The following is a 15284-nucleotide window of genomic DNA, read 5'->3' as shown; positions in this document are numbered from 1 at the left end:
GCGCGACCGCGCCCTCATCGCCTTCGGGCTGGCGTCCGCCATGCGCCGCTCCGAGCTCGCCGCGCTGCGCCTGGAGCACCTGGCCCGCGTCGACGACGGCCTGCGCGTGCTGATCCCGCGCTCGAAGACCGACCAGGAGGGCGAGGGCCGCACCATCGCCGTGCCGCGCGGCCTGCGCATCCGCCCGCTGGCGCTGCTCGAGGCGTGGCTGGACGCGGGGGGGATCACCGAGGGGTTCGTGTTCCGCCGCATGCGCAAGGGCGACCGGGTGACCGCCGACGGCCTGAGCGGCGAGGCGGTGGCACTGGTGCTCAAGGAGCGCGCCGCCGCCGTCGGGCTCGCCGCCGCCGAGTTCGGCGCCCACAGCCTGCGCGCCGGCTTCCTCACCTCGGCCGCCGCCACCGGCGCCAGCCTGTTCAAGATGCGCGACCAGTCGCGCCACGAGAGCCTCGACGTGCTGGCCGGCTATGTGCGCGACGCCGACCTCTTCAAGGACCACGCCGGCGCCGGATTCCTGTGAGGCCACGGCCGCCGCGACGCGCGTGCCAGGGGCGGCCAGGGTCGCCGGTCGCCGACGCCGCAGGTTCAAATTGTGGATCGGCGCCGACAGAAGGCCACCTCCTGCCGCATTTGCTGGACCGCGGCCTGCTGTTGGGCGCCGACCCACAAACGAAATCATCCGATGGCGAGTCCCCCTTCAAGGATGCCGGATGTAGCGGAGGCCTCCTCGAGGTCCCGGCGGATCGCCTCCAACATCTGCCGCTTTGCCAGAAGGCCGGCAAGATCGGCTCGCTGCCGCTCCAGGATATCTTCAAAAATCTTAATCTGGGGGGCGAATGTCTCCAGTACCTTGCCGTCGTCGCGAAGTAGGTTGTAGACTATCTTGAAATGCTCCTTGACCATTTCGCTCAGGTCTTTCTTCAACTCCGCCAGCTCCTCCTGCGCCCGCTGCTGCCGGACCGCATCGACAACGTCGCCGAGGATCTGGATCCCGGCCCCGATGGTGCCGGCCCACTTGCCGATGCTGCCCGCCAGTTTGGTGGCTCCCCACGGCTTGAACTTGATCGTCATCCCGGTGACGCTGGCCAGCATGTCGCGGGCGGCAAAGACCCCGGCCCGGATGGTTTCCACCGGCAGCGTGGACACATGCTTCAGTGCCGTACTGGACATGGCCAAGGCGGACGAGGTAACCGTCTCGGCAAAGCGCGACGAGGTTTCCAACTGCCGTTCGATGCTGACGCTGATCTCACCGAGGATGGCCGTCGATTGCTCAAACGAGCGCTGACAGGCCATCTCAATCTTCAGCTGCAGCTTGTAACCGATCTCGCCTCCGCTGTACCCCACCTCGTCCTCGAGGAAGGGAACGATGTCCTCCCGGCCCAACCCGCGGATCTTCCCTAATAGTGCCTTCTCGACGCTGTCCAGCTCTTCCAGGAGCTCCCTCTTCGCCGCCAAGATCCTCCTCTTTCCCCGCTCGATGTCCTCAGTGATCCGGTGGGTATCCTCGGACAATGCGTCCGACATCAGTTGGAACCGGGTAAACTCCTCTGCCGCCATGGCAACCTTTCTGTGCAGGATGTCCTTCATGACATCCATTCCGGTCTTTCTTGACAGCGTTTCCCGCGTGGTCCGGTCGAGGATGCTGGCGGTCATGGCCTTCAGGGCATAGATCCGCGACCGCTCTTCGTAAGCCTCCATTTTACTGAACCAGTATTCCAGCCCCCGGTTGTTCGGATTGGAGGCGATGCAGACGATGTTCACCGCCTGCCGCTCGGCGTCCGTCAGTTCGAGAAAGCGATCCAGTTTGTCGAGGAGGTTCACCCTCTTGATGCTGGACTGGGTGGTGAAGTCGTCCTCATCCCGGAGGTCGGCCACCTCATCCATCTTGTTGATGACAAAGACGGTCGAGGACAATTTGCCGAGGTCCCGCAGGATCCACCGTACGGTATCTTTGTGGCTGTCCTTCAGAGGGTTTGTCGCGTCGACCACGTAGAAGATCAGATGCGCTGATGACAGGTATTCCCTGGTGATGTCGCCGTACTGCACGACGTTGCCAACGCTGTTGGTCTTCTCCTTGTCGCCGAAGAGGCCGGGCGTATCGATGATTTCGCAGCGATCGGGCAGGCTGTCGGGGCGATAGACGGCGAGACGGTCGGAAGACTCATCGGTGTCGATCTTCATGTTGTCCATGACGCGGCCGAGCCAGCCGGCGACCACGCTGGTCTTTCCATCCGAAAAAGCACCGATCAGCGCAATCCTGAGCACGTCATCTTCGATATCGCGAACTGCACTATCGATCTTGGCGATGTCCTCGAACGTGTCCATCCCCACCCCGCTCATCTTGGCAACCATTTGCTTTAAATGGGAAAGGTAGGCCAAGGTCGCGGATTTTCCCATTCTGAACCGATCAAAATTCTCCATAGGACTTGGCCTCCACCTGCGCCTTGTATGACTTTAGGGATTGGATCTGGTAATTCAGCACGATCTCGACGTCGTTCATCCTGGCCAGTTCGCCGTCCAAGGCGGAAAGAACGCCCTTGTCGAGGTTCGCTCGGACGCGTTGGACAAGGGACGCGATCTCGCCCTCCATGTACGTGCGGGCGGAGGCCCGCTCGGCTTGTATGGCCGAATTCACCCTGGACTGCGCGTCCCTGATCTTTCCTCTCCGTCCGCTGAAGAGATATTTGAGCACGCCGACCACAAGTCCGACCACGGCGCCAATGGCGGCTCCCGGTAGGTTGCCGAGGGAAAACCCCGTAAAAGCGTAGCCGCCGATGCCCGTGAAAAGACTGCGAAGATCCTTCGCATTGAACTTTATGCTTTCCAGCGCTTCGGTCAGAGACAGCGACGACTGCGAGGCCTTGATCAGCTCGGCCTGGAAGCGCGCCCGCGCGATGTCCATCTGCAAGCGCTGCAGCGCCTGCGCCACGCTGCCAGACAGGGCCTCCATGGATTGCGACTGGGCCTGCTGAAGACGCTCGGCGAGCGCTTTCTGCTGGGCGGCCTGATGCCTGTCGATCGCAGAATTCACCTTGACCACGTCGTCGAAGTGCTCCTCGACGGCGGTCAGCGCGGAGTCGTGGACAGCGTTGAAGAATGTCTCGACAGCGCTGGCGCACCGGCTGCTGATCGAGGTCCGGAAGTTGGCGAAGGCCCCCTCGATGGCGGCCTTGCACCGCCCGATCTCGCGACCGATCTCCGCGCTCAGCCGCTTGTGGTCGCCCAGGTGGGTTTCCAGCGCGGTCAGCGTCTCACCGATCAGACGGAGGACCTTGCGTTTGTTGCTTTCGACGATGTCGGACTCGAAGGTTGCGGCGCGCTCCCGGATGATCCGCTCGATGTCGCCAATCCGGCTGAACCGGCGCATCGCCTCAGGGGTTTGGAAATTCGCGGCATAGGCTTGTTGCGCCCTGGCGAGATCCGGCCGCTGCGGGCTGATGGTCGACAGGCCGTTCGCGCCGTAGGCAACCGAGCAGAATCCGAGGAGGCCTTGCACGCTCAGGCAATCCTTGACCAGTTCGTGGCCGAGGATGCTTTCCAGCACCGCTTGGGTCTGCGCGCGCGTGCCCGCAGAGTCCCTATACGTTTGGTCAAGATCGTTCCGGTCTTCCGGAAACTCGTAGGAATCTGCTTTCCCGCGGATATTGCAGAGGGCGTAGACGACGGCGTCACGGTTGAGATAACTCTTAATCTTCTGCGCCGTCTCCGCTTCGGGCTTCTTGTTTGTGCCGTTCACATAGAAGACGAGATGCGCCCGCGCGATGGCCGCGCGGACCATCGCCTCGTACTTGGACTCGTTGCCTTCGATCCCCGGGACGTCGATCAGTTGGAAGGGCTTGTCCCGATACTCCAGCTGGTAGGCGACGTTGCTTTCGGTGAAATCGGCCTTGCCGGTGCCCACGATGGCGCCGTCGACCTGCTCTATCGAACGTTGCGCATCTTCCAGCATACGCTGCGTGCACAGCAACGACGGAAGCGCCCTCCCAATCAGGTCCGCGAGGACGCTGTCCAGAGTTGGGGCAGGTCCAAAGGGCAACTGGTTCATCGTGCGTCTCGCGCGAGGAATGGCGCTTGCCGGTCAGGCCAGCAGGATATGCCCGACTGCGGCGCCGAGGGCGCCGGCAACGACTCCGGCACAGATCCCGATGACGAGCCGCACCCTAGCGCGGCATCGGTCGTCTTCACGGGCCGCCTCGGATTCCTCGCGGACAATGGCCGCCAGATCCGAAATCCTGGTGCCCAGGCCCGCAACTTCTCCTTCAAAGGCGCCACAGCGTGCGGTCAGCGCACCGGCCAGCCGCTCCGCGTGTAGCGCGAAGGCGCTGCGGGTGGCTTCGTTCTCTTGTTGGACAACCGCGGACAAGACGGTGAGTTCGGTTCCAAGGCCGTCGATGCGCTGTCGGAACTCCGCGTAGCGAGCGTTCAGGGCTTCGATCATCCGGTCCGCCTCTCGCGAGAACCCCTCGCGGGTTGCCTCGCCGTCCCGGCGAACGGCCGACACCAAGCCGGCGACCTCGCGCCCCAGGGATGCCACCTCGCCATCAAAGGCAACATACCGTCGGCTCAGCGCCTCGATCAGCTGGTCGGCGTCCCGAGAGAACACCGTTTGTAGATCCTCGGCCGTGGCGCGGTTGCTCCGAATCAGGGCTTGACGGTTCTGCTCACCGAAGATAATTCGCAGACTCTCAATAATCGTGCTCTTGCCTGCATTCGTTTCGCCAAAAAACGCAATCGTGAATTTTTCCCACTCCGAATGCCCATCAAGATACTCGATCTCTTCATTGAAGCGGCTTTTTAGGGCGCTGAGCTGTGATTTTATCGCATCGAGATGGGCGGTGCCCTTTTCGCTGGAGACTTTTACCGCGGAAATGTCCATGAGCGCTTGGGAGACGTGCGCCTGGACATCGCGGTAGAGACGCGAGAATTCCTGAGCCTTTGACATTGCGCGTCCCGCTCCGCCCATCCATGCCGGGCATATTCTGGTTGTTGGTTTGCTACGAACAAACTCCCCTTGTCGTTGTAGCGGCAATGAGGGCTCCTCGCAAGCGCGGGCGCTTCGGTTCAGCTATTCGCGTTCGTGTCCCTGAGCGTGGTGTCGGAGCTGGCACGCTCATTTGGTCTCCGGGACTTTGGCGCGCAAATCGGAGTGGAGACCGTCTCAAACCTGGGGGGAGGATGGTAAAGCGCACACTGGGAAAGCAGCGAACCGGGGGCGCAATGAAGTGGCGGGTGATGGGGTTCTGTTGCAACGTTTTCGATGGGCCAGAGATCGGGTAAAACGCGGCCCTTTTCGGCGGCTTGGGTGATACGGTGATGCGTAGCAGGAAGAGCCTGTTCAAGGGCCGGCAGTTCACGGCGGAGGTAATCCTATGGGCGGTGCGCTGGTACCTGCAGGAGGACATCGCGACATTTGTTCGGCAGACAACGCCGCCATTATGAACCAAAGACAGCTATTCCTTGTCCGTGAAGGGCTTTGATGCGATTCTTGGGAGCCGGGCAGGGAGGGAATGATGGGATCGGTGCTGGAGGACTTGGCCGCCATTCGGACCGTGGCTGAGATGGCCGAGGCGTTTCGGGACGCGGCTCGGTGCCGCCACATGGTGGAGGCCATGGTGTGGCCACGCGGGCGGCTCTGCCCGGTCTGCGGCTCACGCCGCTCGATTGCCCTGGCAAGCCGGGACATGGGACGGCGGTCCCGGCCGGGCCTGTACCAATGCTCGAACCAGGAGTGCCGCTTTCAGTTCACCGTGACGACGCGCACGCCCCTGCATGGGACGAAGCTCCCGCTGCGGACGTGGCTGACGGGGCTGTGGTTCATCCTGCAGTCGGACAAAGGTATCTCCTCCCTCCGTTTGGCCGAGGCGCTCGGCGTCAGCCAGCCGACGGCCTGGCGGATGGGCCATGTCCTGCGGCTGCTGGTGACGCGCGACCATCCCCTGGACGGCACGGTCGAGATCGACGAGTTCCATTTCGGCGGTAAGCCGCGCGGTGATCCCAACCCACCCAAGCTGGGCCGCGGGCGCAAGGGCCAGCCGCGCACGACGAAAACGCCCGCGCTTGCCATCGTGCAGCGCCCGGCCAGCCGAGAGCCCGGAACGCCAGCCGGCGAAGCCCGGGCCTCAGTGGTCGCCGACCTCTCGCACGACGAGGCCGAGCGGGTGCTGGAGACCGCCGTCGATCCCGGCGCACACCTGATGAGCGACGAATGGAAGGCATTCGTCGCGCTCGGCCACGCCTTCCACGCCCACGACACAGTCCGCCACTCCCAGCGTGAGTACGTTCGCGGCTCCGTTCATGCCAACTCGGCCGAGGGCTTCAACGACCGGGTTCGGCGCACCATCGCCGGCGTCTTCCATCACATCAGCCCCCGGCACGCCGACTTGTACTTCGGCGAGATCGGCTTCCGCTGGTCCCAGCGCACGGTGGCCGGGCAGGCTCCACGTCGAACCCGCAAAGGGCGCACGATCATCCAGACCCTGTGGTCCCGTATCCCGCCGGCACTCCAGCTTCCCGCCGTCTTTCGACACGCCGTCGGCCGTCAGCTCCGACGCAGCCGGAATGGCGGGATCGCTATCGTGTCCACCGTGGCTGTCTTTGGTTGATAATGGCGGCGTTGTTTACCGAACAAATGTCGCGATGTCCTCGTACTGGCCCGGTCGGAGAAAGTGGCCGGGCTGCACGAGACGCAGGTTGTGGGGCTCGCTCCGGCAGCGCTCCAGGAACTCGGTGTAGAGCTTTGCCGTGGTGGCGAAGAACTCCTCGTCGGCCTGCTCCTCCGGGTTCCGGGTGGCGACGTAGGTGATCCAGTCCTTGGCCAGGGTGGCGCGCGGCTCCTGACGGCACAGGGCCAAGACGTCCTCCGACCACTGCGCGTAGGTCTTCTTCTCCAGCGGGAGGTCCAGCAGCCACTCGCCGGGGTAGTCGACGATATCGAGGTTGAGGACGAGCGTCTGCGGGACGACCTTCCTCAAGCCCCAGGTATCACCGGCCCAGCCCGTCCACGTGCCCGGGTCCGGCCTGAAGGCGATCTTGACTCGGATCTGGCTAATGTCGGTCGTCGGCTCCGGCCACTGCGGCGTGGCGGCACAGATGGCCGCGGCGTTCTCCTCGAACGGGAACAGCGGCGCGTGGACGGCGGCGTTGTGGTCGAGCCGGGCCGTCGTGAACCGCTTGCTGTCGACCACCCCCAGCTTCGGCAAGGGGCTCGGCGTGTGGTCGGCGTGCAGCAGGTTGTGGATGAGGCTCGAGATGAAGACCGTCTTGCCGGAGCGCGTGAGGCCCGTGACGGCCAGCCGGATGGTGCGCTCCATGTCGGGCTTCGGAAGCGTCGGAACGACCCGGGCGATGTCATTCACGCTCGGGAACAGATCCTTTAGGCCCATCAGTGCTCTCCTACTCGACGGAGGGATTCACGGCGGGGGCTTCCCACCCTCGCATTCCGCGGAGAGCGGCTACTTCGGCTTCAAGGTCGGTATCTCGTCGTGGTGGAGCAGCTGTACCGAAGTCGCGGAGGCGAGCTCCTTGGCGGCGGGGGTGAAGGGTGCGTTGGACACTACCGCAGCGAGGTCGGCGTACTCGAACTCCCGGGCCGCGATGACCTCCTGGACGGCGCCGTTGCCGACCGACGACGAGTAGAGCTTGCACTGCACGACGAGGCGGCGGCCGTCCGCCTCGCAGACGATGTCGGCACCCTGATCCCCTGAAGCCTTCGTCAGGCGCGCGGTCCACCCGGCCTCGGCGAACCGGTCGGCGCAGAAGCGCTCGTAGTCCTGGGGCGACATGGAGGCGTCGAACGCGATGTCGGAACCGTCTTGCCCCGCTTCGTCAGCCCACTCGGACACGAGGCGCACGATGACCTCGGCGACGGCGGCAGCGGGCAGGTCCGGCAACCGCTTGCCCGCGAACCGCTTCGCCTCCTCCAAGAACTTCGCGGTCTCCCGGGTCTCGTACTCGTCCATGTACGTGAGTTGCCGGTACTTCCTCACCAGGACATCCCGGAAGCGTTCGGCCTCCTCAACGATACGCTGGAGGAGGCGCTCGCGCTGCTCATCCTGTTCCGAGCGGTGCGCCCTGAGTTCTTCGAGGAATCCGGTAAAGGAGCGGTCGCCGATTACCTTGAACAGCGCGTTGTAGGGATTCCTGCCCCACACGTACTTGTTGCTGAATTTGTAGAGCAGGGCCTCCGGGACCTTGAATGCGCAGCCGGTCTCCAAGTCCTTGAGGTCGCAGAGCAGGGGTTCGCCGAGCACTTCGCCGTCCACGCTGACCGAGCAGATGAGGCGATGCTTTCCGGGCGCGCGTTCCTCCTTGATGCGGACCACACGGACGGCCTTGTCGCGGATCGGAAACTCGATGATGCCGTTCTCCAGCAAGCCCACCAGCCCGCGATCAGCCTCCTCCTGGGTGAGCAGCCGGTTCTCCGGCCGGTCTACGTGCGGCGACACGTCTTGGCCGCGGACAAGCCGTTCCACTCGAGCCTTGGCAAGGGCCTTCAAGCGCTCGCGGCGCTGTTCCGATGATTCGGCGGTGTCCATGGACTGCCCCTTCCAGGACCGTTCACTCTGGGTTGTTTGCTACCATACATGCGCAACGTGGGTGCTGCCAACGTGAAGTTCCTGCATCTGACGGGACCAACGCAGATGCGAATCTCCGTCAGGTTCCGCCTGACTGTATTCCCACTTGCCTGAAGGCCCGACCAGAAGGCGAAGCGTTCCGGAGTCATTTGGTCACTTTGACCTCCTCAGGTGTTTTCGGTATGGTCGGAGACGATGTGGGAGGGGGCCGTGAAAACGGAACTGCGGTTCGTGATCGATGCGTTGAACCCGGAGACGCTGTCTCTCGGGCGCCTCGTCGCGTACCTGGGTGAGCTCAGCAAGCTGCTGGGCGACGACCCCGACCTCCATTTCGACCGCATCGACCGAGGCAGCGCTGTGCTGGTCGCGTGGGCGGACGAACCGGCGCGACCCAAGCTCGACGACCGGTTGGCCCGGGTCCGTGTCGGCGATGGGCCGATCGACGCCGCGAAGGCCCTGGGCAAGCTGAACGAGCTCCTGCGCGAGGACAACGCCGTCGGCGCCCTCCAGGTCGGCGGCGCGGAGATCATCCCATTCCCCGGGCGCAACCTGCCGCGCGTGGAAACGATCGGGCCGGTGCAGCAGCCGACGACCGTCGAAGGGCAACTGATCCGTATCGGCGGCAAGGACAGGACCGTGCACTTCTATCTGGCCGACCGCGACCGGCTGTGGAAGGGCGAGACCACGCGCCATCTGGCCAGGGGCATGGGGCAACACCTCTTCGGGCCGACGTTGCGCGTGACGGGTTCCGGGACGTGGCATCGCGACAGCGGTGGCACATGGACGCTGGGCCGGTTCCAGGCCAGCAACTTCGAGGTCCTGGACGACGCCCCGCTGGCGGAGGCGCTGGCGAGGCTGAGGGCCGCGGCGCCGGGGCGCGACGGCCTGATCGAGCAGTGGCGGGACTTACGGGGGGTTGACGACACCGAATGATCGCCGTCGATACCAGCGTCTTCCTGTACCTGCTCAAACCCGACACCAGCCCGCCCAAGGACGAAGCCACCGGCAAGCCGGTGGAACGCTGCCAGGACCGCGTGGAGCACCTGGTCGCCACCCTGTCGAAGGCCGGGACGAAGCTCATTCTGCCGACGCCCATGGTCGCCGAGACGCTGGTGGGCACGGGGGCATCCGCATCGGCGTACCTGGACCTCCTCCGGCGGCAGAGCGTCTTCCGGATCGCCGACTTCGACCAGCGTGCCGCGCTCGAATGCAGCGTCATGATGACCCAGCATTGGGCCGGGCGCCTGAAGCAGCTGAGGGCCGAGGTCGGCAGGCACCGGATCAAGTTCGACCTCCAGATCGTCGCCATCGCCCGGGTGGCGGGCGCACACGAGATCCTCTCGGACGACCCAAGCGTCAGGGAGGTCGCGGCGATCACCGGTATGCAGTGCCGGGGGATCGCCGACCTCCCGCTGCCTCCCGAACCCGACCAGCAGTCCTTCCAAGGGATCTGAGGCGCCGGGCGCACGACGCGACGGGCCGCCGCCGCCGTTACGATCCGTTACAATTTTCCCGCGAAGCCGCCTTCCGCCGCGGGGAATAGGGATGCGAGTAGTAGTGGAACAGAAAACCTAGGTAAGGCGCGCAGCGCCGGAACCACCCTTCAGGCATTCTCGTCGACAAGGATGGTCGAACTGCGCAACGGCCGCAGCTCGCCTCGGGCCACCAGTTCGGGCAGGGTGAAGGCGTAGCGGCCGAGCATGTTGATGTGCTCGTGGGCGAGCGGCGACAGACGCGCCACGTCCTCGTCACGCACGTCGAAGCCTTCCGCGCGCAGTTTATCGAGCGCGGCGTCCATGTAGATGGTGTTCCACAGGATGATGGCGTTGACGACCAGACCGAGGGCGCCGAGCTGGTCCTCCTGGCCTTCCCGGTAGCGCTGGCGCAGTTCGCCCCGCTTGCCGTGGAAGACAACGCGGGCGAGCTGGTGGCGGCCCTCACCGCGGTTGAGCTGGGTGAGGATGCGGCGGCGATAGGCTTCGTCGTCGATGTAGGCCAGCAGGTAGAGCGTCTTGATGATGCGGCCGAGTTCCTCCAGCGCCCGCGCCAGCCGGGTCGGCCGGTCGTTCGTCTGGAGGGTCCGCATCAGCCCACCGGCCTGCACGAGGCCCAGCTTGAGCGAGCCGGCCAGACGCAGCAGGTCGTCCCAATGTTCGGCGATGATGCCCGTCCTCACCCTGTGCGCGGCGAGCGTGTCGAGGGGGCCGCAGTCGGCCGCGGCATCGACCCGCCAGAACCGGGAGCCGCCGACATCGGCGATCCGTGGGCTGAACTGGTAGCCGAGCAACCAGAAGATGCCGAAGATCACGTCGGTGTAGGCGCCCGTGTCCGTCATGATCTCGGTCGGCTCCAGTTCGGTCTCCTGTTCCAGCACGACGCTCAGCAGCACCAGACTGTCCCGCAGGGTGCCGGGCACGGTGATGGCGTTCAGGCCGGTGAACTGGTCGGAGACCAGGTTGTAGTAGGTGACGCCGCGCTCCTTGCCGAAGTACTTCGGGTTGGGGCCGGCGTGGATGGTGCGCACCGGCACCACGAAGCGCAGCCCGTCGGCTGAGGCGACGTCGCCGCCACCCCACCGCCGCGCCAGATCGATGCCGTTCTGGGCGGCGACAAGCCGGGCATTCCCCTGCGTCAGGGTTTCGGCGCGCAGGTAGTTTTGCCGGACCCAACTCAGGCGCGACCGCCGGAGCGCCGGCAGGTCCGGGCGCACCAGCGGCTCCAGACCGGTGTTGCACGCCTCGGCCAGCAGCACGGCGCACAGCGTCGTCGCCAGGTCCCGCGCCCGCGCCTCGGATTCGCTGGCGTGGGTGAACGCGCCGGCGAACCCGGTCCGGGCGTCGATCTCCAGCAGCAGTTCCGGCAGATCGACGCGCGGCAGGCGCGCCGTCACGGCGGTTCGCAGGGCGACGAGGCTGGCCGGTTCGTCGAGGCGGTCGAGCCCGGTCAGCACCAGATCCTCGTCGTCGCCGTTCCGTTCCATGCGGACGCTGGCGTTCTCCGGGAGGTTGCCGGCGACCGTTCGGAACGCCTGGTCGAGCCGCCCGGTCAATCGGCCGATTTCCTCGGCCGCGCTCTGGGATTTCCCCAGGGTGCGGCAGACGGTCGGCCGCGCGGCCTCCCAGGCGGCGCCGTCGAGCAGGCCGATGCGGGGATCGGCGAAGCGCAGGCTCGGCGCTGCGAACACGTCGCGGCGCCGGAGCGCGCCGCGCAGCCGATCGACCAGGCACAGGGTCCAGGCCCGCCGATCGACGCTGCCGTTCTTGGTCACCCGGCGCTCCCAGGACTTCGGCACGAAGTCGGTGGGCCACGGCGTGCCGCGCGCGCCGCCGTCCTCGACCGTCCGGAGGTGGTGCAGGGCCTTCAGCACCGACCGCCCGGCCGGCATGGCGCCCAGGCCGACGACGCGCACGAAGTGCGGCAGGAAGCGCCGGATGCTGCGGTGCTGCGCCAGCAGTTCGTCGAAGTATGGATCGTCCGGCGGCCGGGTCAGGCTGTCCACCTGCGCCACGGCGGCCTCCAGGGCGGCCTGCGGCACGGCCGTGAAGACCGCGGCCCGAAGTTCGGCGTCGCCGACGGCGCCGTCGAGCACCAGGGCGCAGACCCTGCTCAGGGTGAGCGCGGCGGCATCAAGGTCGCCCAGGCCGCGCAACCGCGCCTCCCGGCCCTTGCGGACGGCATCGACGAACATCCGGGTGACAAGCAGGTCGAACAGGTCGAGCACGTCGTCCTGCGCGCTCGCCTCCAGCGCCCGGAGGAACGCCAGCAGGGTCGCGGCGCGCCGCTCGTCCGGCAGCCGGGCGACCGCCTGGGCCTTGGCGGCGCCAGCGAACCGCGCCAACGCCAGGACGCGGGTCTTCGGCAACCGATCGGTTTGCGGCAGGCCGGCCGCGAGGCGCCGCACCTCGTCGAGGCGCTCGGTCGCGCGCACCAGCTCGTTGATGCTTTGCAGGGTCGGCCCCGACCGGAGCCGGTCCAAGGGGCTCTGCCGGCCGCCCTCCGGCACCGTCAGCAAAGCGTCGAGCCGCGCCTTCTGCTCGGGCGTGATCCGGGCTGCCAGCAGGCGCCACAGGCGGCTGTTGGCGCGGAAGCGCACCCGCGCGACGGTTCGTTCGAGCACGCTCGCCCCCGGCAGCAGCACCTTGTGCGCCACCAGCCAGGCCGTCGCCCGGTCGAACAGGGCGGTCGGCCGATCGGTCCCCGTCCAGCACAGCGCGTAGAGCCAGCGCAGGAGCCGCCATTGCGCGGCGGAATCCGAAAAATCGCGGTAGCCGTAGCGGTCGCGGACCTCGACCGGGTGCCGCCAACGCCATTGGCTGGCCCGGTACGCATCGAGCGCTCCATTGATCGGCACGCCAAGTTGATCGCCGAGGAAACCCACCACGCACGGCGGCACCTTGCATGGGTCTTCGAGGAACGTTCCGAGAAACCGCACCGTGCCAAGTTGGATGGCGCAACCGAGCCGCATGTGGGCGCCGCGGTGTGCCAATATGAACGCGCGATCCGCGTCGTCGAGGTGGAAAAACCGGGCCAGTTGCTCGGCGGACACCTCGGCCGGAAACTGGCCGTACCGCCTTTCCTGTTCCGGGGTGAGAAAGCTGACCGGCATCAGGTTCGGTCGGTGCTGGCGAGCACCCGATAGACGGAAGCCCGCCCGATCCCGAGCCGCTGGGCGATGGCGGTCGGTCCCAGCTTCTCCTCGGTCCGCAATCGCTGGACCTCCGCCGGGTCGATCGACGGCTTGCGGCCCTTGTAGACCCCTTTGGCCTTGGCGCGCGCGATGCCTTCCATCTGCCGCTCCCGGCGTAGGTTGGTTTCGAACTCGGCGAACACGCCGAGCATGTCGAGGAACGCCTTGCCGGCCGAGGTCGCGGTGTTGATCGGCTGTTCGGTCGCCTTGAGCGCGACGCCCTTGGCGCGCAGCTCATGCACGATATCCTGGAGATCTCTGATCGACCGCGCCAGGCGGTCAACGCGGGTGACAACCAGCGTGTCGCCGGGGCGGAGGAACTGGAGGAGCAAGGCGAGTTCCGATCGGCCGGCGCGGGTCGTGCCGCTCGCCTTCTCCGAGCGTATGACCTCGCACCCGGCCTGGTGAAGCGTCTCCTCTTGGATCGCCACGTCCTGATCCATCGTGGAGGCGCGGGCGTAGCCGTAGACCGCCATGTATCGTCTCGTTTGCCTCTGGACCAGCAAACGGTACCGTCTCGTTCGCACAAAATCCATCCAAATGAGACGCTGAGGATCGTCTCACGTCACCGTATCGTATGAGTATGCCCTTCCGGACATGTTGCCCCGTCACGCTGCGATGAGCTGAGGCAGGCTCGTCCAGATTGGCAATCTGTTTGGTGAAACCGCCGTGAAGTTTGGCAATGCCACGACGGTAAGAAGCGTACGGTCGTTCATCAACGCTCAGCGATTGCTCCCTATCACTGTCCCGATCAACGCCCTGAAGAGGCGTGGGCCTGTGCGACGAGGTGCCAATACCGCGCTGTGTCGTCCATCGACAGGCCGAAGTTCTCGAAGATCCGCTTCGCATCGTCAAACGCGACGTCACTCTGTCCCGCGAAAAGCCGTTCTTCCGTTTCGATGGGCACGCCAAGGTAGCAAAGCTCATAAGTGCCGACCATTTTTGATTCCTTGTGCCAACGCTGTCTGAGCGCGTTCAAGGCCGCTAGAAACTCGGCCAGGGTCGTGGCCGTGTCAAGCCGCCGGCGTGCCTCGTATATGTCTCGGTTCTCTCCCTTTTTCGTCACGAAGCCGCGACGGCGGGAAAGCCAGTCCGCCGCATCGATCGGATGAATGGAAATTTGTCCCTGCTCGTTTCTGTGGTGGCGCAGGCGGTCCTTTGCGTTCTCACTCATCGCGTTGCGCACCGCGCCTTCCGTCATGTTGGCGAGCAATGCAATCTCTTCGACGGACAGATCTTCTTGCATCTCGGTCGGCTCATCGATCTTCATCCGAGCCTCCATGGTTCGGTAAGTGCGTATGCACAGCGACGTCTGGGCACTGAAACTGTGTCCGGTACTTTGTAGCGGAAAGTTGAACTGGTCCATGCGCTCCAAGGATGAGGCGAGCAGGCAGAAGGCTGCCAGCCAGCTTCTCATCGCGCCAATACTGAAGAGGGCGTCTGGGTCAAAGCAGTAGTCATAGGCAGCGATCAAATATTCAATTATTTGTGATTTATCCGCATCGTTGCGCTCATCATCGCTGAATATAGGCTGATATAGGCAGGAGAATCCGTCTTCGTGCTGGCCGTTGACCTGAAAGGCAAAGCTCGCCGCCGATTTCAGGGTGAGAAACACCTCGATGGCCTCGGCCCGAAGGTCGTCTTTGCTGAACGGTGGAGCGGTCATTGGATGTTCGTGGTCCCTGTTGCGCAGTGCCGGCTATTGGTTGAGACCGGTCTGCCACCATGTATGGATATATGCAACACATTTCAATAAATCGGCTTGACAGGCCGGCCCGATGGATTTATGGATGCATGTGCCATCTGATCATATAGAGGCGACCGTGAATTCAAAGCTTTTCACCTTCCACGCACACGCGCAGCGGCTGCTGGAACACGGCATTGTGTGCATCGGCTTGCAACACTGGGCCAGTTTCAGGGGTGATCGGCGTCCAATAACCAGCCACCCCTGATCTGGCAGGCTACCACCCTGGGTTCGGACGACAGGGTGGCGGACAGGGATGCTGACGGTGGAGACGATTGCA

Annotated in this window: 12 protein-coding genes; 4 read left to right on the top strand and 8 right to left on the bottom strand. The window is 65.0% G+C overall.

The annotated features are described in order from the left end of the window. The coding region (locus tag VD964_RS16045; RefSeq protein ID WP_324869540.1) for a site-specific integrase at positions 1 to 520 on the top strand (520 nt) is incomplete at its 5' end. 155 nt (positions 521 to 675) lie between these two features. Here VD964_RS16045 and VD964_RS16040 read toward each other — a convergent pair. The 3 genes from VD964_RS16040 to VD964_RS16030 are packed head-to-tail and all read right to left on the bottom strand — an operon-like array spanning position 676 to position 4942. Then, positions 676 to 2421: a LeoA/HP0731 family dynamin-like GTPase gene (locus VD964_RS16040; protein WP_324869539.1), complete on the bottom strand. Its 1746-nt coding sequence runs from the start codon at positions 2419 to 2421 to the stop codon at positions 676 to 678. After that, positions 2408 to 4045, bottom strand: coding sequence for a GTPase (locus VD964_RS16035; protein WP_324869538.1), 1638 nt, complete (start codon positions 4043 to 4045; stop codon positions 2408 to 2410). The genes VD964_RS16040 and VD964_RS16035 overlap by 14 nt, the downstream gene beginning before the upstream one ends. Before the next feature lie 33 nt (positions 4046 to 4078). Further along, entirely contained in the window at positions 4079 to 4942 is an 864-nt protein-coding gene (locus VD964_RS16030) for a hypothetical protein (RefSeq protein WP_324869537.1), read from the bottom strand. Positions 4943 to 5507: 565 nt separating this feature from the next. On the opposite strand from VD964_RS16030, the gene VD964_RS16025 reads away from it, so the two are divergent. Then, positions 5508 to 6602 (top strand): IS1595 family transposase, encoded by a 1095-nt coding sequence (locus VD964_RS16025; RefSeq protein WP_324869536.1) that lies wholly within the window; start codon positions 5508 to 5510, stop codon positions 6600 to 6602. 15 nt (positions 6603 to 6617) lie between these two features. On the opposite strand, the gene VD964_RS16020 is transcribed toward VD964_RS16025, so the two are convergent. After that, entirely contained in the window at positions 6618 to 7382 is a 765-nt protein-coding gene (locus VD964_RS16020; protein ID WP_324869535.1) for a YcjX family protein, read from the bottom strand. A gap of 69 nt (positions 7383 to 7451) precedes the next feature. Then, a complete protein-coding gene (locus VD964_RS16015) occupies positions 7452 to 8534 on the bottom strand; it encodes a restriction endonuclease (RefSeq protein ID WP_324869534.1) in 1083 nt (360 codons plus the stop codon). Between the two features lie 249 nt (positions 8535 to 8783). On the opposite strand from VD964_RS16015, the gene VD964_RS16010 reads away from it, so the two are divergent. After that, positions 8784 to 9506, top strand: coding sequence for a hypothetical protein (locus VD964_RS16010; RefSeq protein ID WP_324869533.1), 723 nt, complete (start codon positions 8784 to 8786; stop codon positions 9504 to 9506). Then, complete coding sequence (locus tag VD964_RS16005) at positions 9503 to 10027, top strand: hypothetical protein (protein WP_324869532.1); 525 nt, start codon at positions 9503 to 9505, stop codon at positions 10025 to 10027. Before VD964_RS16010 ends, VD964_RS16005 begins: the two co-directional genes overlap by 4 nt. Positions 10028 to 10176: 149 nt before the next feature. On the opposite strand, the gene VD964_RS16000 is transcribed toward VD964_RS16005, so the two are convergent. From VD964_RS16000 to VD964_RS15990, 3 genes are all read right to left on the bottom strand, one after another. After that, positions 10177 to 13179: a Tn3 family transposase gene (locus VD964_RS16000; RefSeq protein ID WP_324869531.1), complete on the bottom strand. Its 3003-nt coding sequence runs from the start codon at positions 13177 to 13179 to the stop codon at positions 10177 to 10179. Then, positions 13179 to 13736, bottom strand: a complete 558-nt coding sequence (locus VD964_RS15995; protein ID WP_324869530.1) for a recombinase family protein — start codon at positions 13734 to 13736, stop codon at positions 13179 to 13181. The genes VD964_RS16000 and VD964_RS15995 overlap by 1 nt, the downstream gene beginning before the upstream one ends. A 275-nt stretch (positions 13737 to 14011) precedes the next feature. Continuing rightward, positions 14012 to 14926 carry a hypothetical protein gene (locus tag VD964_RS15990; RefSeq protein WP_324869529.1) on the bottom strand — a complete coding sequence of 305 codons (915 nt, stop codon included), beginning with the start codon at positions 14924 to 14926 and terminating at the stop codon, positions 14012 to 14014. Positions 14927 to 15284 lie beyond the last annotated feature (358 nt).

It is taken from the genome of Azospirillum sp. (assembly GCF_035628975.1).
In the GTDB taxonomy this organism is placed as follows: domain Bacteria; phylum Pseudomonadota; class Alphaproteobacteria; order Azospirillales; family Azospirillaceae; genus Azospirillum.
Note: the sequence above shows the minus strand (reverse complement) of the source record. Positions and strands in the feature narration are given on the sequence as shown.

Bases quoted from the DNA above. Each gene is read 5' to 3' on its own strand.
- VD964_RS16040 (WP_324869539.1), bottom strand. From the start codon at position 2,421: ATGGAGAATTTTGATCGGTTCAGAATGGGAAAATCCGCGACCTTGGCC.
- VD964_RS16035 (WP_324869538.1), bottom strand. From the start codon at position 4,045: ATGAACCAGTTGCCCTTTGGACCTGCCCCAACTCTGGACAGCGTCCTC.
- VD964_RS16030 (WP_324869537.1), bottom strand. From the start codon at position 4,942: ATGTCAAAGGCTCAGGAATTCTCGCGTCTCTACCGCGATGTCCAGGCG.
- VD964_RS16025 (WP_324869536.1), top strand. From the start codon at position 5,508: ATGATGGGATCGGTGCTGGAGGACTTGGCCGCCATTCGGACCGTGGCT.
- VD964_RS16020 (WP_324869535.1), bottom strand. From the start codon at position 7,382: ATGGGCCTAAAGGATCTGTTCCCGAGCGTGAATGACATCGCCCGGGTC.
- VD964_RS16015 (WP_324869534.1), bottom strand. From the start codon at position 8,534: ATGGACACCGCCGAATCATCGGAACAGCGCCGCGAGCGCTTGAAGGCC.
- VD964_RS16005 (WP_324869532.1), top strand. From the start codon at position 9,503: ATGATCGCCGTCGATACCAGCGTCTTCCTGTACCTGCTCAAACCCGAC.
- VD964_RS16000 (WP_324869531.1), bottom strand. From the start codon at position 13,179: ATGCCGGTCAGCTTTCTCACCCCGGAACAGGAAAGGCGGTACGGCCAG.
- VD964_RS15995 (WP_324869530.1), bottom strand. From the start codon at position 13,736: ATGGCGGTCTACGGCTACGCCCGCGCCTCCACGATGGATCAGGACGTG.
- VD964_RS15990 (WP_324869529.1), bottom strand. From the start codon at position 14,926: ATGACCGCTCCACCGTTCAGCAAAGACGACCTTCGGGCCGAGGCCATC.